Origin of the sequence: Blautia sp. MSK17_66 (assembly GCF_020538025.1) — a bacterium.
GTDB lineage: Bacteria > Bacillota > Clostridia > Lachnospirales > Lachnospiraceae > Blautia_A.
Genome location: NZ_JAJBNQ010000013.1, coordinates 55,759 through 82,081, shown reverse-complemented (window position 1 = coordinate 82,081; position 26,323 = coordinate 55,759). Strand labels below are relative to the sequence as shown.

Sequence of the window (26,323 nt, the reverse complement as noted above, 5' to 3'; positions counted from 1 at the left end):
TTCATATTCTCGGCACTGTCCCAGCTTTCGAAATCTCCCATACTTTTTCTTGTAGATTACAGAGCAGGATGCTATAATCCTTATGTTCCGGAAATACAGTGGAACCACTTTAAAAGCCCATAAAAAAGGCTTTCTGAACAATTATAACTTCACCTACAAGGAGGAAAACCATGCAGATCACTTTCCCTGCTTTTTATAAAGAATTCTCCTGCATTGCAGATGCCTGTCCGGATACCTGCTGTGCAGGATGGCAGATCATGATAGACGACAAAAGCCTCAGGAAATACCGCCGCTTCAAGGGGCCTTTCCGCAACCGTCTCCACAACGACATCGACTGGGAGGAACAGTCCTTCCGCCAGTATGACAGACGCTGTGCTTTCTTAAATGAAGACAATCTCTGTGACATTTACAGCGAAGCCGGACCGGAGATGCTCTGTGACACCTGCCGAAAATACCCAAGACACATTGAGGAATTTGAGGGACTCCGCGAATACTCCCTCTCCCTGTCCTGTCCAGAGGCCGCCAGGATTTTTCTCTCCCGAAAAGGCAGGACAACCTTCCGTACCATAGAGAAATCCTCTCCCGAAGAAACTTATGAGGATTTTGACTATCTGCTTTTTACTGCCCTGATGGACACCAGAGATTACCTTCTCTCCATCGTACAGGACAGAACCATCCCCATGGAACTGCACCGCAAAAAACTCCTCGCCTGTGCCCATGATTTCCAGCTGAGTCTCGACAAAAACGAATTGTATCAGTGGGAAGATATCCGCAGACGCCATCAGAAATCCGGCATCGGAGAAGCCTTTCTTGCAAAGCTTAAGAAATGGACCGCCTCCGGGACAGATTCCGTTTTCTGTCACAAACAGATCTGGAAAACTGTCATTCCTAAGATGGAGGTTCTGCGCGCAGGATGGCATGAATACCTGGATAATATCCTCAAAGTGCTTTACAAGACCTGCGATACCGAAACGAAACTCTCCGAATGCTGTCAGGAATTTCTGAATGCTTACCCGGACTGGGAAATCCAGGAAGAGCAGCTGCTCGTTTACTGGATCTACACCTACTTCTGCGGTGCCGTCTACGATGGCCAGATCTCTGCCAAAATAAAGATGGCAGTCATCTGCACCTCCATGATCCACGACCTCGCCGTGGGTACTTACCTTGCAAATGACCACCGCTTTACATTTGACGACCTCGTATCCATCTGTTACCGCTTCTCACGGGAACTGGAGCACTCCGACCTCAACCTTAACGAAATGGAAAAACTGATGGATGAAGATGAAACCTTCCGATTCGAGAACCTGCTGCTGCTCTGAGGCAGCAGGAAGAACTCTCCCGGATTAGTCCGGTACATGACTTTCACGCCAGCGCCGCACCGCCATACTACTCTGCGGTACTTGTCATTGGAATAAGGGCTCCTGCCCTGCAGAAACAGCCCGTAGATTCTCCGGACAATGGCCGCCAGCATCAGAATCCGTCTCTGCTGTACTTTGAGAAAGCCTCATGCTCTAAAGAGGCGGTATTTTATCATTCATAACCAGAAAAAGCGGGTGCACTGCAATCCACATTCATCGTGAAACGCAGCACTCCCGCCAAAATGTATGTATTGGTTTCCTTTTCTGTTTTTAGATGTACTGTAGAAAATTCTGACATCCAGCCCTGTCTGTCATACCGGAATGGCTCCGGTGCAAAGCCAGATTTCTATGTCGGAAATACAATCTGTGCATTTACACATGTCATAATCGTAACAATTACTGCATTAATGATTCCTCCAAGGTACGGATTTTTTGTTTTCCTGTAGATTACCCTTGTAATAAACGGCGTGATAAACAACAATAGTAATGGCGGCACCATCCAGTCTGAAATCTGGTTATTTGTTCCATAAAAGCTATTTACTCCTGTAACAAGAAAATATCCATACCCCAACGCTGCTAAGATGAATGGAGACAAAATATTCAGCAATGATAAAACCACAATATTTTTCTTCTCAGTCTTGCCAAATGACGTATTAAAATTCAGACAATTAATAAATACAGAAGCCGTTACATATGCCACCATGAACAACGGCAGAAGCTTCAATGCTTCCAGCAGACGTCTGGCATTAAACGGACGTACTGCCCAGTACAGGATGCGAAAATCCGTATTAAAGAAAAACTTTACAACAAACAATAATGTTAAAGCAAGGCCCGTCACTGTCAGGGCTGTCGCCACTGTTTTTCCCAGATGAGCTGCAGAAGTCTTTAAATCAATCGAATCCAGATCGATTCCATTCTTTTTGGCATAACATTGATACCAGACTACTGTCGTTAAAATTACAAACAGGGCATTCACAGTACCCCAAACTCCATAAAATAATGGCATGCCCTGCGTAAAGAAACCATTCACCACTTTGTCTACTTTAAAGTGGAACAATATAAGAGCGCTGATTAAAGGAAATACAGTATTTGCCAGCAGACAGCCTCCAAGCCACAGCTTTCCCTCTTTCCGGTCGCCCGCCTGACGCATGACTGCGTTTTCACCTGCGCTGGCACCCGAAAACGGTTCGTACTGCACAAGCAGGATTGCCATGCAGGCAAGGAACATGAAAAATCCTACAAACCCCATTAAATTTCCTGCTGTTTTTAACGGATAAATATGCGCACCTGCCGTCAATGTGCTTTCAGTACCAAAAACAGTAGTCATGAACTCTATGGCATCTGTGCAGGCTGCCGATACAAAAACAGCGCCACCATGATTGGAAAACGGCATATAAATCACCCTCTTCGCCACCTTCCCGTCTATCTCCTGCTCATACCACTTTCCTTCCACCCCGTCAGGTGTGCTTTCATCTGGCGTGATGCCAAAATTTAAAAATGACCTGGCATTGTTTGATTGTAAATACTCAGGATTAGGTTTCATACTCCCGGTTTCCTCATCTTTTTCTTTAAAAGAAAAATCATCATATTTATCGGCAATGATCCCAACATCTCTGCTTCCATAAAAATTGAAATATTCACCGTTTCCGCCTTTTTCAGCCGCCTGTGCCGTATTTGTTTTCCCAGGAAAATATCCGAAAGAAGCCGTTTCATTATCACGGTAAACCGCATCCCTACCTACATACAAAACAGCTTTTATAACTGGCGTTTCCAGTTCATTGTCCAAAAGAATGGATTCATGTATGGTATTTCCGCCCCTGGAGTGTCCTGCTACCGCAATCCGATCCTTATCAACATACGGAATTGTCGTCATGTACTGCACAGTATCATACAATCCGCGCCCATTATCATACCATTCCGTATCATTCAGAACTTCTGATTCGCCATGACCATATAAATCAAATGATGCGACTACATATCCTCTTCTCGCCCATTCAATCTGAAAATTATCACTTCTCTCCTTATTCACGTTACCGCCATGCGCCCATATAATCGCCGGAGCCGGAGATTCCTTATCCGCACTGTCCGGAATCAGCAAATCCGCACTGATTGTATGTCCGGATGCGCTTTCAAATAGAATCGTTTTCTTTGTAACATTTCCCATATCTGTTTGTGCCAGATTTGCAAGCAATCCCCCGATCAAACATAGACAAATAGAAATAACTGTAAGAACCGCATATTTTTTCCTGTCTTTTTTCTCCATTTTGATTTTCCTTTCTGATTTTCTGTTTTCCTGCACATAGATCTCATCCTATAACACCCGGATAACAGTATCCATCAAATATTCTAATATTTTCATTTCTTCCTTCCTGTTCTCAGAATTGACACTGATCACAGCTTCCTTGTCTGGAATTACAATACAGTATTGACCATATTTTCCGCTCGCCATAAATATATTTCCTTTTAGATGCCAGAACAGATAACCATAACCATCAACCCAACTGTTTTTTTCTCCGCAATCCACTTGTTTTGCAGTAGATTGCATAACCCAGTCCTTACTTAACAGCTGCTTTCCATTCCATACACCCTTTTGCAGATAAAGCTGGCCAAATCTGCCTAATTCTTTTACATTTAGGCACAAGCCTCCCGCTCCGAACATATATCCTCCAGGACAACGTTCTACCTGCGGCCGCTCAATCCCCAGAGCGTCAAACATATGTACCTGCAAATAGTCCGCCAAATCCATTCCTGAAAGTCTTTGGATCAAAACTCCCAGCAAATACGGCCCGGCATTGTTGTATTGAAACTTTGTTCCCGGTTTATGTACGATTTTCTGCTCCAGTATATAAGAAACCCAGTCTTTTTCCCTCAACTGTTTTCTGCTGTCACCCATTAAAAGTGGTTTTTCGAGTCCTATTGTCATAGTCAGAAGATGCCGCACATTTACATTATGCCAATATGTTTTATCTGAGACTCTCATTTCCTCCAAAAGCATACACACAGGGTCATCCAGAGAAAACAACCCGTCAGAAATCGCAATACCAACCGCTGCTGACGTAATACTTTTTGTGATTGAATACTGATTCTGCCGTCCGCCTGTGCCATCCATGTATCCCCCAAGCTCCTGCCCTCTCTGCAAAATCTGTATTCCATTTACTGACAGCCCCCTCAATGTTTCAAAACTGGCCGTCAAAACTTTCTCTACCATACACACCTCTCCTTTCTTTTATAATGGAATTACACCGGTCAATACCGCAAATGCCAGCATCCCAATGCTGCAAAGCACAGACCATCTATATGTTTCTTTTGCATGCTCCTTAAAACTCATATTGCACATAGACAGCCCCAGATGAACGGAAATTGTTGCTGGAAGCACAAAAACAACCGCACTATAAGGAATCAAAAATGCAACCCCCGTAATCTCCGGAGCAATCCCTCTCGCTGCAGCCAGTTTTGCAGCAATTGGCAACAGGCCAAAAATTTCTGCTTCTCCGCTTAAAACCCAGCTGATAGGATTACTGGCAATTCCCAACAAGATATGGGGATATGTCTCTAAACTTTGTGGTAGTAAACATGATATCATTTCTGTCATCCCACCCAGCATTGGACTGTACGTAACAATACCGACAAGAAAACCGGATGCAAGAACTGTAAATGTCATCGTCCTGGCCTGATATAAATATTTTAGGAGGAGCTCCTTCCTTTTCCCCTTAAAATCGACTGTCATAAGAACTCCCGATCCTACCATGAAAACTGCAAACGGAGGAATATGTGTTACTGCTAAAATTACAATTGAAATCGCCATGCATGAAACGTAAAACATAAAATGATCCGGCTTCACAGGAATCATATGCTTTTCTTCTAAAGCTTTTTTCTTCAAAACCTCTTTTTCCGATTCTGCATTTTTTGCTTCGTCTCCCTTCTTTGAAAGAATGTATCCAACCAAAAGAACCAGACATATTCCAAATAATTGTGAGGGAATACACTTTCGCCATATTTCTGCCGCATATAACTGTAAAGCACTTGCCACACGCCCGCATGGTCCTGCCCAGGGAACCATATTTACCACACCAAACGTTAAAGAACTCAGACACATAAGTTTGGCTAAAGGGATTCCTTTCTGTTCATATAATGTTCTGCATGCAGTAATAACAATCAAATATGAAACCATGCCCGAACCGCTTAGGTGTGCAATGACGGATATAAAAACTGTCATAAAAAAAATGCCGGCTTTATTATCTTTTACCCGTTCTTTCATTTTTATGGCAGTATAGATGAACATACCTGTTTCATTCAAAAGCCCAAAGAATATGACCGCACAACTAAACATAATTGCAAGCGGCAACACAGCCTTCATGCCCATCCACACATACACCGCAATTTCCGCCGCTGAAGCCCCTGCAAGCACTCCTGCTATAACGGGCACCGCTATGAATATAATCCCAGGCGGCCATTTTGTATTGAGTAAACATACCGACATGACGACCATGATGGCAAATCCCATAATTCCTGCAATATTCATCTTTTCCCCCAACATGAAAACATCCATAAAGCCGCGCAAACTTTATGGATGCATTATATATTCTTATTCTCTATTTTAGCAAATAACATAAACTAATATTTATTATAATGTTTTGTTATGATCAATCTGTAACTATTGCAGACTGAAAACCAGTTATTTATATGTCACGATTTTGCAACGATTTTTCTGCTTTTTTATAACATTCAGTTAAATACCGTAATGGCTCAATCATAAAGCTCCCTATGCGATATGCTGCTACAAATTGCCAGTTTACCGGCTGTTTCCCAAAAGAATAGATATCCAGTCTTTCTTTATATTCCCTCACGCCCAGACTGGAACAAAGGCATATTCCATATCCATTAGCAGCAAGTTCCTGGGCAGTTTCAACACTTGCGATTTCTATCGTTTCCGGAGTCAGTTTGTTTTCTTTGAGGATGTTAGTTGCAATCTGGCCTAAACGCATATTTTTCTTTAAAAGGATAAACGGATACCCTTTAAATTGAGAAATATCTATCCATGGGTATAAAAACCCAATTTTATATTGTGGCTTTTCATTCAGAGGTGTTCCCTTCTTCACTGTCATCACAATTTCTTCTTTACCAAGAAAATCATAATGCAATCCTGCGTGGTTTGCTTCCATTTGATCACTGACGGTAAAATAAGCGACATCTATCTTCCCCATACGCAACCCCTCTTCCAGGTCACGGACTGTTTCTTCATAAATTTCGATTTTTATATCCGGGAAGTGTTTTCTTATCTTAGGCAACACATCCGGTGTCAGGGACTTACTCCTGCCAGGTGTAATTCCAAACCGAAGCCTTCCTTGACGATATTGAAGTAGTTCCCGAAAATCCGAATCAAATTGTACTTTTCTTGCCAAAACATCTTTAGCAAATTGCAAATAAAGATTTCCTGCCGATGTAGGGACATAATTCCCTTCAATTTTTTCAAAAAGAGATATTTCCAATTCTTTTTCCAATTTTAAAAGGCAACGACTTATGGCTGGTTGAGAAATATTCAATTTTTTTGCTGCTTTAGTAATATTCTTTTCGTCCGCTATAGCCCAAATATACTCCAATTCTTTGAATGTCATAACATATTCTCCTATCTGGTTTCCTAATCCATCCAGTTCTCAGTATACCACAATTATTAAATTTTGTTATCTACTTTATAAACTTTTGTTATATCTGTTTTTAATGAAAGAAAGATTTATATACTTTGCCTATATTCAATTTAAATCTTTGTGAATATTTACAATGCTTTATGCGGACAATAACCAGACTGCTGTCAGGAATTCCACTTGTATTGTTGACTTCGGCGGTATCTAACTACTATACACTGAAAAGTCGATAAAGCACCCCCTTAAAATCATAAAAAGCATCACGTCTTGGTTTTTGTCCGCGTGTCAGCCAGAAAAATCTAATTCCTCCATCACCTTTTTCAGGGTATAGACTGGATTGTTTCTTTTTTCATCCTCAAAACATTCATTTGTCAATCCCCATTTCATATGTTAAAATGATTTCATCATCAACCCAAACGGAGGTATTACAAATGGCAAAGAAAAATCTTATCGTCGGACAGTCAGGTGGTCCTACTGCCGTGATCAACAGCAGTCTTTACGGGGTTGTCTCTGAGGGACTTGCTCATTCTGACGAAATCGGACATGTTTATGGTATGGTAAATGGAATTGAGGGTTTTCTGGCTGGACGTATCCTTGATTTTGAGGAAGCTCTTCCAGGCGAAAAGCTCTCTTACCTTAAGCATACTCCAGGTGCATATCTTGGTTCCTGTCGTTATAAGCTGCCGGAATCTCTTGAGGATCCGGTCTATCCGGAACTTTTCCGCAAGTTTGAGGAAATGAACATCGGCTGGTTTTTCTATATCGGCGGAAATGACTCTATGGATACTGTAAGCAAGCTTTCCCGCTATGCAGCCAAAGTCGGCAGTTCTATCCGTGTCATCGGTGAACCGAAGACGATTGACAACGACCTGATCCATACAGATCACACCCCTGGTTTCGGAAGTGCTGCCAGATATGTTGCATCTACTGTCCGTGAGATTACTCTGGATGCCAATGTTTATGAGAAAAAATCTGTAACGATCATCGAGATCATGGGACGTCATGCAGGATGGCTCACTGCTGCCAGTGCCCTCGCGCGTAAATATCAGGGGGATAATCCTCTTTTTATCTATCTTCCGGAAACAGACTTTGATCAGGATGCTTTTCTTAAGGATCTGGAAAAGGCTTTCGAGACGAACTGCAACCTCATCGTCTGTGTTTCTGAGGGAATCCACGATTCTAAAGGAACTTTCATCTGTGAATATGACAGTTCTGTAGGAACGGACTCCTTCGGTCACAAGATGCTTGCAGGCTGCGGTAAGTATCTCGAGAATCTTGTACGCAGCCGTCTTGGTGTCAAGGCTCGTTCTGTTGAACTGAATGTCAGCCAGCGCTGCTCTGCTGCAATGATCTCTGCTGCCGATCAGCAGGAGGCAATTGCTACCGGTAAGTTTGGTGTGAATGCTGCTCTGAACGGAGAAACCGGCAAGATGGTTTCTTTCATCCGCCAGACAGATGAGAACGGTACTTATCAGATGGTTTGTGGTCTTGAGGATGTCAATGAGATCTGTAATCAGGAAAAGGTTGTTCCTGCAGAATGGATCACCCCTGACGGTCACGATGTCACAGAGGACTTTATCCGCTATGCCCGTCCGCTGATCCAGGGAAATATTGAGGTTCCTCTTGGAGAGGATGGACTTCCGGCATTTGTATACCGCAAATAAATCCGTTATTTTTACTATAATAACAAAGCGGACAAGTCCGCTTCAAACTCCCTAAATTCCTCAATCTTTGAGGGACTTGTTACGCTTTGCGCGCCAGATGCAGTCTGCTTTAGCAGACATCTTCCACATGCATCTGGTCGCATCCTCGCGGAGCGTTTATTACTTTATTGGAACATTACGGAGTAATTTCCTATAAAGTAATAAAAGAATCCCCTTCCCACCACGGAGATGTATTCCGCGATGGGAGGGGGATTTTCTTTTCTTATTCCTGATCAAACTCCTCATGATCCTGTTTGATCTTTTCTTTTACTTCTTCTTTGAGTTTCTCTTCTTCCTTCTGTTCTACGCGGCTCTTCGGAAGAATGATGTTCAGGACTACTGCGATCAGTGTTGCCAGAACTACCGGAGATTTACCAAAAATGGTTGTTACCCAATCCGGGAAGCTTGCCAGTGCTGCTGACGCCTGGGAAACGCCGACACCGATTGCTGCTGCAAGACCTACGATGGATGAGTTTCTGTAATCCATTTCTGCAGAAGCTACCAGTTTCATACCTGTCATGGCAATGGAGGCAAATACAGATACCGTTGCACCGCCGAGAACACACTGAGGGATGGTTGTCAGAAGTGCAGAGAATTTCGGTACGATTCCTGCAACGCCGAGGATGACTGCTGCAAGACCGAGTACACAGCGGTTAATAACCTTTGTTGTTGTAACGATACCAACGTTCTGGCTGTAGGTTGCTGTCGGAAGTCCGCCAAACAGAGCACCGATCACGTTGCTGACACCATAGGCCATGATACCGTTCTGAAGTTCTCTGTCTTCCGGCACGCGGTCCATTGCTCCGATTGTTGTTGCAGAGTAATCTCCGATCGCCTGTACAGAGTTGATCGCAAACAGAAGTCCGATCGCAACACAGGCAGAGATTTCAAAGTGAATTCCAAAATGCATGAACTGCGGAAGCTGGAATACTTTTGCCTGGCCTACGCTTGTGAGGTTTACCATACCAAACGGAATGGATACCAGATAACCGGCAATAATACCAACCAGGATGGAAGCCAGCTTCAGGATTCCCTTACCAAAATGGTTCAATGTAGTTACAACTGCCAGAGTGAAGAATGCCACCAGCCAGTTCTGCCAGGAGCCATAATTCGGGTTGCTTGTGCCGCCAGCCATATAGTTGATCGCTGTCGGATACAGGGACAGTCCGATGGTAAATACAACCGTACCAGTGATCAGCGGCGGGAAGAACACTCTGATCTTACGGACCAGTATACCCATGATAAAGGCTACAATACCACCAACAATCTGTGCACCAAGGATTGTCGAGATTCCATAGCCTTCTGCGATCGCCTGCATACTTGGAACGTAGGCAAAGCTGACACCCATGATCATCGGAAGTCCGGATCCAAGTGTGAATCCACCCTTCTTGCCAATCGGAAACAGCTGGATCAGTGTTGACAGTGCAGAGATCACCAGCGATGCCTGGATCAGAATAACACGGTCTTTGTCGCTCAGACCGCCACCGCCTACAGCACCGGCTACGATGATCGCCGGAGTAACACAGCCAACGATCATGGCAACAACATGCTGCAGAGCAAGCGGAATAGCTTCCTGGAACTTTGGAACACCACTCAGTTCAAAAATACTACCTCGTTTCATTTTTTCCTCCTGTTTCTATTCCGGCCACCCTTTCCTCTTCGTCTGCCCTCTTTCTTCCAATGTGCCGGAATCGTATGTTTTTTGAGATTATCCGTCCTGACCGCTCCGAATAATCGTCAATGCGTATATATTATAACAAAAAATTTTTGAAAACACAATTAAAATATCCAATTTTTTTGTATAGACAGCAAAAAATTTGGATACTTTTCATGATAAAATCTGTATTTCTCACGTCAAAAGTTCAAACGTATGATACAGATCCACTCTTCCATATCCCCACGCAGGATTAGGATACTGCATTTCTCCGTCCCGGACTGCTCCGCGGCTCAGATAATTCTTGACGCTGTTTCCGGTAAAATATGGCTCGTTTCCACGAATCAGGGCCCATTCAAACAAGAGTGCCGCAATCCCTGCACTCTGTGCCGCTGCCAGACTGGTTCCGGTTGCTTCGGCGAAGGGCCGTCCTGCTCCGATGGACGCCGTCAGGATTCCAACTCCCGGTGCTGCAAAATCCGGTTTTACTACATTTTCTGTATTATAGCCCCGTCCCGCCTGAATATAAAGGCTGTTGTCCTGATGCTGATAAGCAGTGACAGTCATGCCGTCTTTCGCATCTCCCGGGGAAGTGATCGTAAATTCCGGAGAGGATTCCAGGAAATACGTTTCATCAGAGATCATGCCTCTGACCGGCAGCCAGAGATGAAACCATGTATTATCCTCCATTCGTTCCTCCACAAACAGCTTCCATATTCCGGGAGCCGGGTGCAGGAATCGAAAAAACACCAGCGTTTTTCCTGTCCGCCGCTCGATAGGTATGTAGTTGACCAGGATTTTTGTTTCTACAAACACAAAGGACAGTTCCTGTGTCCCGTATTTCAAAGCACTGCTGACAGGAAGTTTCTCGCCGGTCGGTGACTGAATGGTAATGTTATAGAAATTAGGAGAATCGCCCCAGAATTCCATAGAAAACCCTCGAACACTCTCCCGTTCTCCTACCTTCAGTTCTACCGCATCTGTTTTTGTCGGTCCTGCGGTTCCACTCAAATAATGATGTCTTGCGGTTCCTTCATTTCCGGCTGCGATAGAGATGGAATTCTGGCTGAAGCTTGCTGTGCTGTTGATAAATTCACTTAAAGGACCATCTCCTCTGTGTGCTCCCATGCTGCTTCCAAGCCCGATACAAATGGAAAGGGGCATCTTACGTTTTACTGCACACTGCAGTACGTAGGAGATTGCCAACATGATGTCATCCTCCTGAAAAACCTCTGCATCGTCGGAAAGAAGATAAAAATCCCGCAGATATTTTTTGGCCGGCTTCAGTTTGACGATTACAAGCTCCGCTTCTGGTGCTGTCCCGGAAAAATTTTCCTCCGGCATACGGTTTCCTGCGGCTGTGGCGGCAAGCTCTGTTCCATGTCCGTTCTGATCTGTGGATGGAACGATTGCAAGTGGATCTGAAGCAGAAAGTGCCTCATTGATCTGATTTCTTGTAAATTCCCTTCCATAGGGAATCTGGCCTGAGCGTTTCCCCGGCAGAGACTGGTCCCAGATACTCACAATCTTACTCTGATTTCCATTACGAAAAGCCGGATGTCGGTAGTCGATCCCCGAATCAATGACTGCTACCAGCGTTCCGGCTCCTTTTAAATTAAGATATGGATGATCATGAAGCTTAAGCACACCTGAGGTGCTCAGAGCCTCGGAATCCATGTATGTGTAACATTTCGGTATCGAAGAATACGAATAACTGTTAAATCCCAATTCTGGAACATCTTGCTCCGCAACATAGAGAATTCCAAACAGATCGTTGACAATCTGAAAGTTTTCGTCCGACCGATAATCAAAATCTCCATGAACATTCTGATTATAACGGATGATAAAATTCTGATACTTCTGGCTCTGTGCCGGTGCCACGGCTTCTTCTGCTATCTGCATGGCCAGACTCCTCCATCCTTCTTTTGTAGAAGGTATGTACCTGCCATGATGTTTATGTCTGTTTCCGGGAACTTCTTACTGTTCACTCCATCCACAGCCTTATAACATCGGAAGCTTTTATTCCATTCAGGAATGTCTGCCTGGATTTTCTCTGCTTCTGAGGATTAGAATCAGGATTCCTGCTACACCGATAAACAGGCTGATAAACTGAGAAGTTGACAGTACTCCAACGCTTCCTCGGATCAGATCTCCCCGGAAAAACTCCAGAATAAATCTTCCAATGCTGTAAAAGAGGAGATAACAGGCAGCCACCTGACCATCCTTCTTCTTTCTTCCGGCAATAAACAGAAGTACTCCGAAATGTACAAAGTCCAAAAGGCTGGAATAAATTTCAGTCGGGATCAGCGGCACATTGTTTGGTGCAAACTCCGATTCGTGGAATGTGATTGCCAGAATACTGTCCGTCTCTTTTCCATAACAGCAGCCTGCAAGCAGACAGCCAATCCGCCCAAACCCCTGTGCCAGTGCAACGGAGGGCATTACAAGGTCGAAATATGCCCAGAAATTGATCTTTTTTGCCCGACAGTAGATCCAGCCTGCCAGAATTCCTCCGATAATTCCTCCGTAAACTACAAATCCGTCTGTCAGAGTGTCCAGAAGAAATCCCGGATCCTTCATCACAGAATCCCATTCTGTGATCCAGTAAAGAAGCTTTGCACAGACAATTCCTCCCAGAAGTCCCCAGAGGACAAGGGCAAATACATGGTCACTGCTGAGGCGGAGCTTCCTGGCCCTGCATTCGGTCACGATCCAGGCTGCGATCACACCAAGTGCGATCATGGCACCATATCCGTATACGGTGAGCGGTCCGATTGTAAAGAGTTCGTTTTTCACAGGCTTTTGTCTCCCTTCCATATTCTCAGAAGTTCCTGGTTTGCCCGGTCATTCAAAGCATTCCCGTCGCAGGCATCCGGATCACATTCTCCACAGACATCCATTCCCAGAATCTGCTGTTTATCCAGAAGGATTTCCACAAACTGACACAGTTCTTCCAGTGTCATATCTCCCTGGCTCCAGGTGGTCGAAGCATCATCCTTACAGAGAACGTCCTTGTCAACCGAGATGTACATCGGACAATCCATTTCCATCTTCTCAAAAAATGCTCTCTTTTCTTCTGGAGTCATTATGCGCAGTTTCTCTCTGGATAAATACTGTACCTTCTGTCGAAAGACTGGCTCCGTCTGGTCAAAGGCCTCCTGATCCGGTCCGATCAGGATCACCTCCTCAAGAAGAGGAAGCTCCTCAAGGGACGCTGCGATCCATCCTCCGCAGGAGAGCAGTCCTCCAAAGGCCGGCAGCTGCATATCCGTATGATTGTCAAATACAACCAGCCGGAATGGGATCTCCAGTTTCTCCAGCCAGATACGGCTCATATAGTGATAGTTCCCGGAATCAATGAAATGCATTCCCTCTGCTGAAAATTTTTTCAGTTTTTCTTTCAGAACCTTCGCTGCCTCTTCATCGCAGTAGCAGTTGCTTCCCGTAAGCTCCTGTACCTCCACCCAGGAGATGTTTTGTCTCTGTATTTCTCCGGTCCGCCAGAATTGCTGCTGTCTGTAAATTCCCGAAAAGTTCATGATGATAATGTCTTCTTTTTTTGTCATAGAGCCATCTTACCACGAAGAGAAATATCCCGCAACTTTATATGAAGGAATTTCCTTTTTATATAGAAGAATTTCCTTTATAAAATGAAAGAAAACCCTGGAAAAGATTCTGTGAATCCTCTCCGGGGCTTTCTCATTGTTTGTCGTTCAGGACGAATAAATCTCAGGCTTTGTCAACAGAACCGAACAGTTCCATTTTTTCTTTAACAGTAGCCTTGATTGCTTCGAATCCAGGAGCAAGAAGTTTACGTGGGTCATATCCTTTGCCCTGCTCATCCTTGCCTTCTTCGATGTATTTACGTGTAGCTGCAGCAAATGCAAGCTGGCACTCTGTATTTACGTTGATCTTGGATACTCCAAGGTCGATAGCTTTCTTGATCATATCAGCCGGGATACCTGTACCACCGTGAAGTACGAGCGGCATATCTCCTGTCAACTGCTGGATAGCGTCCAGAGTCTCAAAGCTCAGGCCTTTCCAGTTTGCCGGATATTTACCATGGATGTTACCGATACCTGCTGCAAGGAAGTCGATACCAAGATCAGCGATCATCTTGCATTCCTTAGGATCTGCACATTCACCCATACCTACAACACCGTCTTCTTCACCGCCGATGGAACCAACTTCTGCTTCCAGGGACATTCCGTGATCTGCAACGATCTTAACCAGTTCTTTTGTTTTTGCTACGTTCTCTTCGATCGGATAATGGGAACCGTCAAACATGATAGATGTAAATCCGGCTTCAACACATTTCAGGCATCCTTCATAACTGCCGTGATCAAGGTGAAGTGCAACCGGAACAGTGATGTTCAGTTCTTCCATCATTCCCTTAACCATACCAACAACAGTCTTGTATCCTGTCATGTACTTTCCTGCGCCTTCGGATACACCGAGGATAACCGGAGAGTTGAGTTCCTGTGCTGTAAGCAGGATTGCTTTTGTCCACTCAAGGTTGTTAATGTTGAACTGACCAACTGCATAGTGACCAGCTTTTGCTTTTTTCAACATTTCTGAAGCGTTTACTAACATGATAAATTCCTCCTAATCTTATCGGAAGTTGGTCTTACCACTTCCAATTTATACGTCTAGTTTACCAGATTCTGTACGATTCGTCCAGTCTATTTGGAGAATTTCCCATTTTGATCTGATATTTTTTGACGATTCTAGACTTCTGCTTAAGAACCTGTGCTTCTGTGATATTCTCGGGTGAGCTTTTGAAGTATTTCATCCGGATTGTCCAGGTCAGCCGAAACTTCCGGCTTTTTGCTAAATTTTGCCAGCTTCTCCTTGATATCCTGAAGAACCTCTTTTTCTACACCGAGTCTTCTTACCACGCTCTGATACTCTGCGGGGGTTCTGGTAACGCCGACTGCCAGGAGATAAGTCTCCAGTGCCTTCCGGCTTCTGCTGCCCTCATATGCCCTGTGGAAGCACTCGACGGCTTTTTCCATCTGAAACAGATAACTGTAGGCACAGCCCAGGTTATGATAAACGGATTCTGTAAATCCCTCTCTGACTTCCTCCATATTTTCTTCGTCCAGAAGCTTCTGATAGACCTGGATTGCCTGCACATACATATCATTCTGTACCAGAGCGTCACCCTTACATTTCGCTCTGAGAAGTGGGGATTCTTCTGCCAGCTTCTGAATCTGCAGGTTCAGACTTTTCATTTCTTCGTAGGTGAGATAATTAATTTCCTTGAACACAGGATACAGAAATTCTTCCAGGCTGAAATTCCTTGTAAACAGGGAACGAAGCTTTGCTGCCAGCTTCGGAAGATTCAGTTCTTCCTGAAGCCATCTGCACAGCTGTTCATTCAGAATACTCTCATCGACAAGATAAAGATTATGATAAAAATAATAGCAAAGTTCTTCCAGGGAATAGACATTTGTACTGATATTCTCGATATAATACGGAATCTTTGCTTTTTGTGTCTGACATAAAATATATCCGCTCATCTTATCCCCTCCTTACCATCTTGTGACTTCTGTCCATACTTTGCCGCTCGCCGGGAACATCTCACCAAAACCGAGATCTGTCACGGTGATCTCGCACTTTTTCTGTGAAATATACTGAAGCTTTACGTGCAGACGGGTGGTTTTGTTCGGACGCTTCGGAAGGCCCGGAAGGCGCATGCCAATTTTTTTCTTATCGCCCTCTCCCATCGGAGAAACGACAAAAATCAATTCATCCGTGCCGTCCAGGATCAGTTCGTACTCAGCCCTGCACTCATACCAGTTTCTTCCTGCTTCGATCAACGGATAATACGCCTGTGCACCCATAATACGCATATCCATTCCGACATTCTTTGTGACCAGTGCACTTCCCAGATAACGGTAATCTTTCAGTTTGTGCGTGAGAAAACGCTCTGCACCAGCCGCACAGGCACCTTTTGCAAAAAGATTGTTTCCATAAAATACCTTGCGCTTCTGGTAGCAGAGAAGTTTTACAGATTTCTGTGCCCACTCCTGGTCAAATCCCGTTCCGTCAATCTGAATGCTGGAATACAGTTCATTTCCAAGTGTATTTTTGGCAAAGGTATAAAAGTCTGCATCTCTCTGCTCATCATCTGTATCGTTCAGATCTGTCTCTATTGGATCTTCTAATTTTACCATCACTGGTTTCGCACCGGAACTCATGACCATCTTTCGAAAGGTTACATGATTGTTGTCAAAATTGTACCAGCCGACACTGCGGTTCCAGGTTTCAGCCTTTTGCCCCATGATATAATAATAGAAGCTTTCCTCATGATCCATGATGATAAAGCTGTTCTCTGGAATCTCCAGAAGCTTTCCTGCTTTCTGGAGGTTTTCGACCTGGATGTCATCCAGTGATTCCATTGCCACGGTCAAACAACGGATATTTCTGTTCACCTCTGCAACACCGGTGAGTTTAAGCATTCCTTCCAGAAAATATGCAAGGATCTCCCATGGCTGCTTTTCTTCTCCCGCCACCTGCACAGTATTCCGGCTTTGAGATATTCCACAGAGGTCTTCGATGAGAAAACCTCCTTTTTCTCTTGCAAAATATTCCGCTTCAATACCGATGCAATAATCCTTCTGTTCCACTCTTCTGCACAGACAGGTCGGCACTTCATACTGACTGCTTCCTACCTTTACCGGAAGCGAACGTGGTTCATCTGCATTTCGGTCATAATAGCAAAGCTGGGAGCTGTCATTTCTCAGGTCGATTCCGATAATTAAATCTCTCGTTTCGTTCATTTTCCGTCTTCCCTATCTATCGTAAACATTTCTTTTACATATTGTTCCTGGCGAAGATAATTCTTAAGCCCGTCCTTTACTTCCTGTTTCTTATCCAGCCTTCTGTCAGAAAGCATCTGATTGAGAAGCTGATACTTACTTCCTGCACTTCCCTCAATCTTCTTCATGTTAAGCACCCTCTCTGCAGTCGTTCTGGTGCTTTTTTCTCTGTCGATCTGGAAATAATAATGAAGATTCTCTCCATAAAACAAGGTAAAGGTCCTTCCGAAAATCCCCTCATAAATTTCTCTTAGAGGTTCACACTTATATTCCAGTTCTGTGCCAAGTCCCGTGTCCAGTGCATAAAACAGTGTCACTCTGGCTCCTGGATGTGCATGGCATTCCACAAAGGTCTTGTCATCCAGCTGATATGGACTCAGAAGCTCCGGAGAAAGTCTTCGGAAAAATCCGAATGTCAGGTTCTCCCTTGCACACTCTTCCAGAATGCTTTTCTCCATTCCCACATATTCCGGTTTCGGATCCTTTTCTTTGGAGATTTCCTGGAAAAGAGCCAGCCTGCACACCAGATTCAATGGCCAGTGGTTGGTGTAAGCGTATTCCAGTCTGCTTCTCACAAACGGACTCATGGTATATTCTTTGACAAAAACTCCATAAGAAATCTGGGTCAGATAGGCACCGATCAACCGTTCCTTACCCGACTGGCTTACATAGGATTCCAGTACAGCCTCACCTTCCTTGCGGTAGTCAGAAGTGAAGATCAGAAGCTCCAGAATTCTTTCTTCCAGATCATAGGTATCCATTTCAAAGCCCCGGGCATTTTTCCAGATGGAGAGCAGCTCCCCGATCGGTCCAAAGCGGTACAGCATCAAATAGTGCAGGATAACTTCGTCATATTTTCCCTCTCTGTAAACTTCTGATGCCAGTGCCAGAAGCTCATCATCCTCCGCCATATCACTTTTGAGGATCATTCTGCTGGTAAGCTTGAGAAGGCTGCTGATCTCAACACCCTCGTAACCATACTCTTCTACAAGGCTCATTGCCTGGCGGAACATTCTTCTGGAGATCAGCACTTCAAGGAGAACCTTGCGGTCTGCTTCCATATATTTCCGATAATCCAGTTTGTACAGATAACGGTCCAGATCTTCTCCATCTGCATGTGCCGCATAATAATCCAGAATCTGCTTTCTCAGAAAGCTCCTGTATTCCTCTGTACATCTCTCGGACTCTGCCAGCTGCTGGAAATACTCCAGGTTTTTCCCATTCAGTTCATGGCCTTCACAGTAATGCAGAAGAACACCGGCGTCTTCTATGCCGCATTTGAGGATTCCTTCCAGTGCATTACATTCATCCATCAGTTTCTTGATATTATAATGTACAGTGGATGCGTAACAGCGCTGCTTTTCATCACGGAACAGAAGCACCGCATCATCCGTATAAATTCTCGGATAGGCAACGCCTCTCACGCATGGATAGATTTCCTGTGCTGCGAACTGTCTGTGGCAGACGATCACCTCGCGGATCTTTGGATCATCACAGTAAAGTCGGCTGGTAAACAGTTTCTCTACAATCCGGTCTGCTGCCTCTCTTCCCACCGGCTCCAGAAGGAATTCCTGATAAAGCATTGCATAGTTCTCATCGATCTGTCCCTCTTCTGCCTTGCGTTTTGCAAAACGCTTCATGGTATCCTTATAGCTGTCGTAGGTCTGCGGATCTCTGTCCTTATACGTGACCACGCTGGCATAGACATAAGCCTTCCTTGCATCTCCCAGAGAATTGTCGTTATAGGCAAAATACATGAGAAGCGGCTTCGGAAGCTGTCTTCGATAGGAGATATCCATTGTTTCCATATAATATTCGTACAGTCTTGTGATTCTCAGACCTCTCTGCACGGCAAGAGAAAACCAGCGGAAATAAACCGGTTTGCGCGGATCTCCCTTCATGACATATTTGCAGATGGCCTCCAGCACATCATCGGATGGAAATTTATCATAGCCTGCGGCAAGTGCCTTATACAGACAGCCATAGAATTTCTTTTCGTAGCCTGACAGATACGCCAGCCGCATCACCAATTCTTCGGTCAGAAATCCCCTCCTGCCCGCATAATGGAATACCTGCATCCAGAACGGGGAAAGTCTGTGCAGATTGGAGATATCTCTGCTGATCCAGTTCCAGGCCTCCAGATAAAGAAGCGGACTGGTACAGCCCTTCTCATACAGTTCTTCCATCATAAAGAGTGCCATGGACGGAGAATTCTGATAGGTCGGATCCATCTGAAGCAGGATCCACAGCAGCTGGAAGCTGTCAGATCTCTGTCGGAAAAAATTCTGGATCTTCTGAAGAGCCTGTCCCTTGTCTCTGTAAAGTCCCACCATTGTGCACAGATAAAGGTAGATGCCGGCTTCTTCCAGTTCATCGCGTGTAAACTCCTTGCTCTGGCAGGACTTGAGAATTTCCTTGGCAAGACTCTGGTTGTCCTCCAGATAAGCAAGATACGCTTCAAACAAATGGTATTCCGGATATTCGTTTCCGGACTGATGAAGCTTCTCCAGTGCCTTATGTGCTTTGTCTGCCCAGGTTCTGAAGTCTGTTTTTTCCTCACGATAATCTATGTAATCACGGACCAGTGCTGCCCTGCGGCGCTTCTCTTCGATATTCAGGTCAACACGAATACGTGCGCCTCTGGAAGCGGTCACATGATAGACCAGCTCCTGATACGGACTTCTGACGATGATCTCACCAATCTGGTTGCCTTTTTGGATTTTGTCTGTATGTACTATGTAATTAATACGACAGCTGCTTCCGATAAATTCTTCCTGTGTGATCACATGGCGTTCCGGTTCCAGGAATTCTGCCGTAGACTCGATCTCCAGTCTGAGATATCCCCATCCGTTCTTGTGTATGTCAAAAGATTCCTGAATGGATTCCCTAAGTCCAAAGAATTCCGCTGAGGTTGTCTTAAGAGAAACGGAAACAGGTTCCTTTTCTCCGAGGCCGATCAGAAATTCTTCCAGGTTCTGGTAATTGGTGGCTGTCGCTGAAAGTCCGACGTACAGAGACTTCTGTTTGTTGTCCGCCTTCTCCATGACAGCTGCAAAGGATGGCTTTTTGAACAGTCGATAAGCTGTCTTAAAGTCTTCTTCGGCAATTTTTTTGAAGGTTTCTATGTCTTTGATCTCTTTGAGAAAATCCTGTTCTTCATTCTGCCTCGCCTCGATCGAGAACGGGATCTTGTATTCTCCTACATTTGAGGTGACACACAGCCATCCTGTGCATACCTCTCCCGGCTGCATTCCTGTTCCATCGGCTCCGTACGGAACACATACCATTGTTCCCGAAAAACGGCTGCTTCCCGGCACAAATCTGCGGTCCGAAGAAGTTATGTATCCCTTGATATTATCATTGTCTTCTGTTCCGAGATACAGTTCTCCCCGCATCGTCTTTCCTGCTTCCAGAGTGATGGACAGCTTATCCTTTGAAAAAAGCAGCTGTGGCTGGTCGTATTTGAATTTTCCGCTGAGTAATTGTTCAATCTGTTTTTTCAATATAGTTCACCTGATTTATCCCTAAAATTGTATTTTTGGCTCACATATTCAATATTATACACTACATCAGATTTTTACGCAAGAAAAGAGCTTTTTTATTTGGAAAAGTAAAAATGTCAACATTAAATTCGACATTTTTTCATGTTTTTATCGTTTTGCCGTTTTGCACAATACGCAGCCTGTTTTATTGTATATTTTCACTTTTAGGCAGCGCAATAGTAAGGCTGCCACTGCTGCCAGCCTCTCACGCTCCCTATTTCCGTTCTTATGCAAGCTGCTTTACCTCTTCCTCGAATAGTTCCCCTGCTGAATGATAGCCATGTATTTTGCGTGGGTATCCGTTTATCCAGTTCTCTATACTCTCTACCTCTTCCTCTGTCCTGTCGTCAAAATTTGTGCCTTTCGGTATCTTCCGGCGTATCATCTTATTTGTTACCTCATTCGTGCCACGTTCCCAGCTACTATAAGGGTGGCAGTAATATACCTTTGTCCGCTTTTCTCCCTCGTTGATAATAGAACGCTGTAAGCCCTCTGCATCTGCAAACTCGCTGCCGTTGTCTACTGTGATTGTCTTAAATACCCGTTTAAACATATCAGCGCCCCATTTTCTTTCTAATCTATCCAGTGCCGCTACTACTGCCTCGTCTGTATGGTCTGGCAGTTTAAATATAATCTCGTTTCTGGTTTTCCGCTCTGTCAGTACCAGCAACGTATTTTTTGACTTTCCCCGCTTACCTAAAACGCTGTCCATTTCCCAGTTGCCAAACTCTTCCCGTGTATCTATCTCTTTCGGGCGTTTGTCTATACTCTCTCCTGCTGCCGCCCTTTTCTGTTGCCTCTGTACTTTCTTATAATTTCTCTTCTTATTCTTCTTTACTGGCAAATTCTTATTAGACAGCTTAAGGAAAATACCCTTATCAATGTAGCTGTATAAGGTCGTTACGCATACTGTTACGGAAAATTCCCCCTCTTTCCCCTGTGCTTTCAATTCTCCCAGTACCGCAGCTGGGCTGTAATCTTCATTTACTATTTTATCCTCTATATAATTTGCGTATGCAATATCGTTTCCTATTTTAAGCTGTGTACCCCTTGCCTTTAAATTTTCCTCTGCTTTCATTTGTGCCTTGTTTGGGCTATAACTTAATGTTTCTGTATAGTCGCTATTTCTGTGCATATATTCCCCTCGCTTAAGCTCATTGTATATAGTGCTGCGGTGTACGCCCAGCTGTTCTGCTATCTCTATCACGCTATGCCCTGCTTTTTTCAATGCCTCAATACTTATACGGTCTGTCCATGTCAGCTGTCGGCTGCCTTTCTTATTCGCCATTTCTGCTACCTCTCTTTCGTTCCTGTTCTTTCCCCATATACGACGAAAAGCCGCAAACTCTTTTACAAGTCTGCGGCTTATGCCTTTACCTATTTACAACACTTTTTACAAGCGGTGTATTTCTTCTTTGCTTGGCTTAGCGGTATGCTCTTTGGGTTTTTCATTCCCGAACAGTTAGGCTTACTATGGTATTTTTTGTTGCTACGGTCTACATATACTGTAGTTTCTCCCGTATGCTGGCTTACGCTGGGCGTTGCGTCCTCGATTACGTCAAGCTCTATATTGCACCCGAACGTCTGTACCCCCCCCCAGAAATTTCCAGTACTTCTGCGGTGTAGCGGGCTTTCGGGTACTTTCTCGCTAAGTTCCCCGCCAGCTCTGCCGATAGATTGCCTATTACCTTATCGCCCCACTTTACGTATGCGGCAGGCTCTCCGTTGTATGTATACTTTTCTACTGTAATATCTTCACTGCCGGACATTCTGCTTAAAATATCCTGCCTGTTTTCTCCGTCCTCATTATTGAACGTCACGCCTACTACTTTCGTTCTGATTGTATCTAAAACTCTGCCACCAGATGCAGCGGCAGGCGCAGGCGTTCTGTTTTCGTTCTCTTTTCCTGCGCTTTTCTTTTTCAGTCCAAAATAGGCGCATACTGCCGCAACCACAATGCAGCCCACCCCGCCTGTTATATTTCCAGACGGCAGCGCCGTTAAACCGCTTACTGCAAATAATGCAGCCGCTGCCACTAAAATTACCTTTTTCTTTGTCATAGTAAGCCCTCGCTTTCGTATCTACTTCAATTCTAAAATTTCATCAGCAGAGGCGTTAAGCTCTCTGCATATTTTCGCAAACATTTCTATTGTCGGTGCGTGCGCCCCGTTCTCCCACCTGCTTATATCTTTCTGGTGGACTTGCAGGCGTTCCGCAAGTTCTGACTGTGAAACGCCCGCCGCTTTTCGTGCTTTCCTTATGTTCTCGCCTAAATTCATGCCTTACCTCTCTTTTTCCTTTGCTCTCAAAATGAAAGCAATAATCAGCTTTACCAGTCCTACTACTACTAAAAATACTCCTAATTTCAAAAGCATACTCTTTACTCGGCTGTGGGTTTGTGTTATATTTTTTATAGGCGGCGGGCTTATCGCCCGCCTGTCGGTTAGGGCTTTCGCCCTAACCTATGTGCTTACCGATTATGATAAGTATTATGCCTATGATTAAGTCTATCAATGCGTTGATTGTCAGGTCTCGCCATTCGATAGGCTTTTTCTTTTGTTTCTTTTTCTTACCCATTGTGCCGTTTCTCCTTTCCAGTGGCTTTGCCTCTTATTTGTTCTTATCTCCTTTCCATGATTTTATTATATACCAACTTTGGTATATTGTCAATTCTTTTATGCGGAAAATGCTATAAAATTGCAAAAAAATAGAGGGCAGACAGTGAACCGCCCACCCTCGAAAACTTAAGCTAATCTTGTGGCATAATCTAAGCTAATCCAGCCTGCGCCACTCTTCAAGCGTCCCCAGCCAACGCTTGCACCCTGTCCGGCTTTCACTTCCACAATGGTAAATACTCCCTTTCCTGTGGTTTCTCCCGTCTTTGCATAGTTCGTGCCTGCTCCTGTTCTGATATTAAGGTCTAAAATATCTACCTGTACGCTAAACGGAACGCCTGCGCTTGCCTGCTGCCCTGCTGCGGTATATACCGCTTTGCCGTTATCATCATATACAGTATAACCCGCCTTGCAAGCGCTCTTTGCATTTTCCAGCGACGTAAACGCCCCCAGCTGGCTTGCTGCGTCCGTCCAGCTCTTGCGCACTCTGTAATACTTTGTACCGTTTCCTGCTGCATATTTTTTATAGTATCCCTCGCCGTACTCTGCACGCTTTTTCTTTATTGTTTCGCTCTGGTCTGCTGGCTTTTCATATCCAGTAAGAACGGCATCAGATGCAGCACGCACGCTGCCCGCCTTTTTCAGTGCGTCCATTACTGCTGTGTATCCCTGCAATTCTTCCCATAAAAAGCCCAGCTGCATATTAAGGTCTGCAATGGATACGCCCGCCTGTTTTGCATGATTAAGCAACGCTTGCTTTCTGCTCCAATACGTCCACTGCGCCAGCCCATAGCCTGCACTGTCCTTTACAAAATTGCCATAGCTGCCATTATCCACCGCCGCTGTATATTCTGCGTCCGTCTTGCCCAGCTTATTGTTATAGGTGTTCTGTAAGTTGTTCGGCATAAGCCCGCTTTCAGCATACAGATTACCCATAATACCAGCCACGGCATAAGCATTTAAGCCCTTTCCTGTAAGAAAATTCCAGATTGTTTTTTCATTGCCGCCCTGCGGTGTTTCTGCCTGTCCGCTGATTTTACGCTTAAACTCGTCCCATGTGTGGGCGCTGGTGTTATATACATACGGGTTAGGGCAAATCTTGCCCGTTACGTCGTAATGCCTGATTACATGAGATGCAGGCACGCCGTATTTATTCATAAGGTAACGGGTAAGCTCTGCCGCTGCCTCTACTGTTGCGTCCTCAAAATACCAGTCTTTATCTGTTGCGCCCATGCTCTTTGTGTTTTTCTTCCTTACGCACATTTCAATACCGATACTATTAGCGTTTCGGCACTCTGCGTGCTTATAGCTCGACGCTCCGCAATGCCACGCTATATTAGCGTCCTCTACGCACTGCCATACCTCGCCGTTAAATCCTACAAAGTAATGCGCCGACGCATTTCTATTGCCGCCGCCATAATATCGGCAGTTGTCCTCTGCGCCGCCCAGTGCGCCTACATAATGAATAACAATATACTTAATTCTGGAAACGCTGCCCTTATTGAAATTGTACTTACTTATCTTTCTGTTAATGTTCATATTTCCTGCCTTTCCGCATACAAAATAAGCGCCTGCGGTGTCCCGCAAGCGCTCTTTGCTGCTATGTCCTTATTATTCTTATCTTTCCTGTGTCCTGTGTTCCTCTACGTTGCCTGTGGTGCTGTCCCCGTCCAGTTCGTCTGTGTCCGGCAGTTCGTCCGTATACTTCGCCAGAAACTCCCGCACCTTTTCCCATACCTTTTTTACGGGCAGCCCGCATAATGCCATATTCTTAAAAATACTCACTACCTCATAGGCAATGTAAAGCAATGCGAAAAATTCAGCCACGCCCACGGTGTCAAGCCCTAAATATGTACGTGCCTGCTCCGGTATAAATCCGATTAAGTTAATCTTAATCAGTACGTCGATTGCCAGCATGAATACCAGAGAAATAAGCATACCTACTTTTCTGATAGCCCCGTCAATGCCTGCGCAGCTGTTAAATTTCTTCTCTTTGATTGCACGCAGCACGCCAAAAACCGTGTCGCACACAATCGCCAATACTACCAGCTGGATAATTTTGTTATGTGCCGCCGCCTCAATAAATTCTGTAATAGTCATGTTCATAAATCCTGCCTTTCTCTTAATTGCAAATCTTTTGCCCGCTCTTTCAGCTCTTCGCCGTTGTAGCCCGCTGTCTGCTCCCAGCTTTCCAGAGTGGCTATTAAATCAGCAATAAGCCTGCTTTGCTTTTCTATGGTTTCCTGTTGTTCTTGTACTACCCTTAGTAAATTGCTACTCATGTACTCGCTCCTGCATTCTGCCGCTTAAGCAGCCTTTTCTATGGCTGCCTCTGCCAGCGTTTCTATTTTCTTTCGTAGGTTGTAGCTGTCGGCGTGTCCTGCGTGTCCCGTCCAGCTCTGTATACTCTTTTGTAACTGCTCTTTTGTGATTTTCCCGCTCTCGCACTTCTTGATAGTACGCTTTATGCGCTTTATGCTGTCCTTTCGTACTTTCCTGTGCGTTGCCCTGTGTTTGTAGCCTACAAAGTCTATACCGTTCTTTGCTGCCAGTATGGTAGTTTTCGGGTTAAACTCTAACCTAAGCTCTTCCCGTAAGAATTGCTCTATCCGTGCAAGCCAGCTGCGCAGCTGTTCCTTGTCTGGGCTTAATATTACAAAGTCGTCCATATAGCGTATGTACGCCTCTACGCCCAGCTCATGCTTAATAAACTGGTCTAAGCCGTTCTCGTCTTTGGTAATGTGTACGTAGGTTATCTGCGCTGCCCTGCGCCATACGCCGCCGTCAGCGGTCTTTACTTCCTTTTTTTCGTCGTGCTTGGTTATTAAGTTACCCTCTACCAGCAAACGGCTGTTATTGTCCGTAATCGGCGCAAGCAGGCTAAAAGTTCCTACGTCAAAATACTTTGTATGCCATAGCAGGCTTGCCAGCTCGTCTATAGCTCCCAGTGGCTGTACTGTCTTGTCGAATACTCTAAGCTCCATA

At 44.7% G+C, this 26,323-nt stretch carries 21 protein-coding genes; 2 read left to right on the top strand and 19 right to left on the bottom strand.

All coding sequences use genetic code 11. The annotated features are described in order from the left end of the window. Window positions 1-170: 170 nt before the first annotated feature. Entirely contained in the window at window positions 171-1,319 is a 1,149-nt protein-coding gene (gene fliB, locus LIR34_RS08570; RefSeq protein WP_173901826.1) for a flagellin lysine-N-methylase, read from the top strand. 385 nt (window positions 1,320-1,704) lie between these two features. Here the strand turns inward: fliB and LIR34_RS08565 are convergent, their stop codons facing one another. From LIR34_RS08565 to LIR34_RS08550, 4 genes are all read right to left on the bottom strand, one after another. After that, the gene (locus LIR34_RS08565; RefSeq protein ID WP_173901825.1) at window positions 1,705-3,621 is read right to left on the bottom strand and encodes an alpha/beta hydrolase; all 1,917 of its coding nucleotides are present in this window, start codon (window positions 3,619-3,621) and stop codon (window positions 1,705-1,707) included. Between the two features lie 48 nt (window positions 3,622-3,669). Continuing rightward, the gene (locus LIR34_RS08560) at window positions 3,670-4,566 is read right to left on the bottom strand and encodes a serine hydrolase domain-containing protein (RefSeq protein WP_173901824.1); all 897 of its coding nucleotides are present in this window, start codon (window positions 4,564-4,566) and stop codon (window positions 3,670-3,672) included. Window positions 4,567-4,584: 18 nt separating this feature from the next. Beyond that, entirely contained in the window at window positions 4,585-5,880 is a 1,296-nt protein-coding gene (locus LIR34_RS08555) for an SLC13 family permease (RefSeq protein ID WP_173901823.1), read from the bottom strand. A 157-nt stretch (window positions 5,881-6,037) separates the two neighbouring features. Continuing rightward, window positions 6,038-6,973: a LysR family transcriptional regulator gene (locus tag LIR34_RS08550; protein ID WP_173901822.1), complete on the bottom strand. Its 936-nt coding sequence runs from the start codon at window positions 6,971-6,973 to the stop codon at window positions 6,038-6,040. Between the two features lie 458 nt (window positions 6,974-7,431). Between LIR34_RS08550 and LIR34_RS08545 the strand changes: the two genes are divergently transcribed. After that, a complete protein-coding gene (locus LIR34_RS08545; RefSeq protein ID WP_173901821.1) occupies window positions 7,432-8,664 on the top strand; it encodes a 6-phosphofructokinase in 1,233 nt (410 codons plus the stop codon). Between the two features lie 262 nt (window positions 8,665-8,926). Here LIR34_RS08545 and LIR34_RS08540 read toward each other — a convergent pair whose 3' ends face one another. The 15 genes from LIR34_RS08540 to LIR34_RS08470 all read right to left on the bottom strand — a co-directional run bounded on the left by LIR34_RS08540 (window position 8,927) and on the right by LIR34_RS08470 (window position 26,322). Continuing rightward, window positions 8,927-10,324, bottom strand: coding sequence for a uracil-xanthine permease family protein (locus tag LIR34_RS08540; protein ID WP_173901820.1), 1,398 nt, complete (start codon window positions 10,322-10,324; stop codon window positions 8,927-8,929). A gap of 228 nt (window positions 10,325-10,552) precedes the next feature. After that, the gene (locus LIR34_RS08535) at window positions 10,553-12,259 is read right to left on the bottom strand and encodes a S8 family peptidase (protein ID WP_173901819.1); all 1,707 of its coding nucleotides are present in this window, start codon (window positions 12,257-12,259) and stop codon (window positions 10,553-10,555) included. Between the two features lie 126 nt (window positions 12,260-12,385). After that, entirely contained in the window at window positions 12,386-13,153 is a 768-nt protein-coding gene (locus tag LIR34_RS08530; protein ID WP_173901818.1) for a prolipoprotein diacylglyceryl transferase, read from the bottom strand. Then, the gene (locus LIR34_RS08525) at window positions 13,150-13,923 is read right to left on the bottom strand and encodes an arginase family protein (RefSeq protein WP_173901817.1); all 774 of its coding nucleotides are present in this window, start codon (window positions 13,921-13,923) and stop codon (window positions 13,150-13,152) included. The genes LIR34_RS08530 and LIR34_RS08525 overlap by 4 nt, the downstream gene beginning before the upstream one ends. 163 nt (window positions 13,924-14,086) lie before the next feature. Continuing rightward, window positions 14,087-14,950 carry a class II fructose-1,6-bisphosphate aldolase gene (gene fba, locus LIR34_RS08520; protein ID WP_161284068.1) on the bottom strand — a complete coding sequence of 288 codons (864 nt, stop codon included), beginning with the start codon at window positions 14,948-14,950 and terminating at the stop codon, window positions 14,087-14,089. Window positions 14,951-15,096: 146 nt separating this feature from the next. Beyond that, entirely contained in the window at window positions 15,097-15,879 is a 783-nt protein-coding gene (locus tag LIR34_RS08515; RefSeq protein WP_173901816.1) for a hypothetical protein, read from the bottom strand. A gap of 12 nt (window positions 15,880-15,891) precedes the next feature. Further along, entirely contained in the window at window positions 15,892-17,142 is a 1,251-nt protein-coding gene (locus tag LIR34_RS08510; protein ID WP_161284066.1) for a DUF5716 family protein, read from the bottom strand. Further along, window positions 17,139-20,684: a DUF5717 family protein gene (locus LIR34_RS08505; RefSeq protein ID WP_244092150.1), complete on the bottom strand. Its 3,546-nt coding sequence runs from the start codon at window positions 20,682-20,684 to the stop codon at window positions 17,139-17,141. Before LIR34_RS08505 ends, LIR34_RS08510 begins: the two co-directional genes overlap by 4 nt. A gap of 265 nt (window positions 20,685-20,949) precedes the next feature. Beyond that, window positions 20,950-22,011, bottom strand: a complete 1,062-nt coding sequence (locus LIR34_RS08500; RefSeq protein WP_117943316.1) for an IS30 family transposase — start codon at window positions 22,009-22,011, stop codon at window positions 20,950-20,952. 277 nt (window positions 22,012-22,288) lie between these two features. Further along, window positions 22,289-22,783, bottom strand: a complete 495-nt coding sequence (locus LIR34_RS08495; protein ID WP_173901815.1) for a hypothetical protein — start codon at window positions 22,781-22,783, stop codon at window positions 22,289-22,291. A gap of 21 nt (window positions 22,784-22,804) precedes the next feature. After that, entirely contained in the window at window positions 22,805-23,002 is a 198-nt protein-coding gene (locus tag LIR34_RS08490) for a helix-turn-helix domain-containing protein (protein WP_003023288.1), read from the bottom strand. A gap of 465 nt (window positions 23,003-23,467) precedes the next feature. Continuing rightward, window positions 23,468-24,877 carry a phage tail tip lysozyme gene (locus tag LIR34_RS08485; RefSeq protein WP_173898191.1) on the bottom strand — a complete coding sequence of 470 codons (1,410 nt, stop codon included), beginning with the start codon at window positions 24,875-24,877 and terminating at the stop codon, window positions 23,468-23,470. Window positions 24,878-24,955: 78 nt separating this feature from the next. Beyond that, on the bottom strand, window positions 24,956-25,438 hold the full coding sequence (locus LIR34_RS08480) for a phage holin family protein (RefSeq protein ID WP_002591287.1): 483 nt from the start codon (window positions 25,436-25,438) through the stop codon (window positions 24,956-24,958). A 2-nt stretch (window positions 25,439-25,440) separates the two neighbouring features. Then, window positions 25,441-25,620: a hypothetical protein gene (locus LIR34_RS08475; RefSeq protein ID WP_118684071.1), complete on the bottom strand. Its 180-nt coding sequence runs from the start codon at window positions 25,618-25,620 to the stop codon at window positions 25,441-25,443. A gap of 24 nt (window positions 25,621-25,644) precedes the next feature. Further along, window positions 25,645-26,322 carry an RNA-directed DNA polymerase gene (locus tag LIR34_RS08470; RefSeq protein WP_244092149.1) on the bottom strand — a complete coding sequence of 226 codons (678 nt, stop codon included), beginning with the start codon at window positions 26,320-26,322 and terminating at the stop codon, window positions 25,645-25,647. Window position 26,323 lies beyond the last annotated feature (1 nt).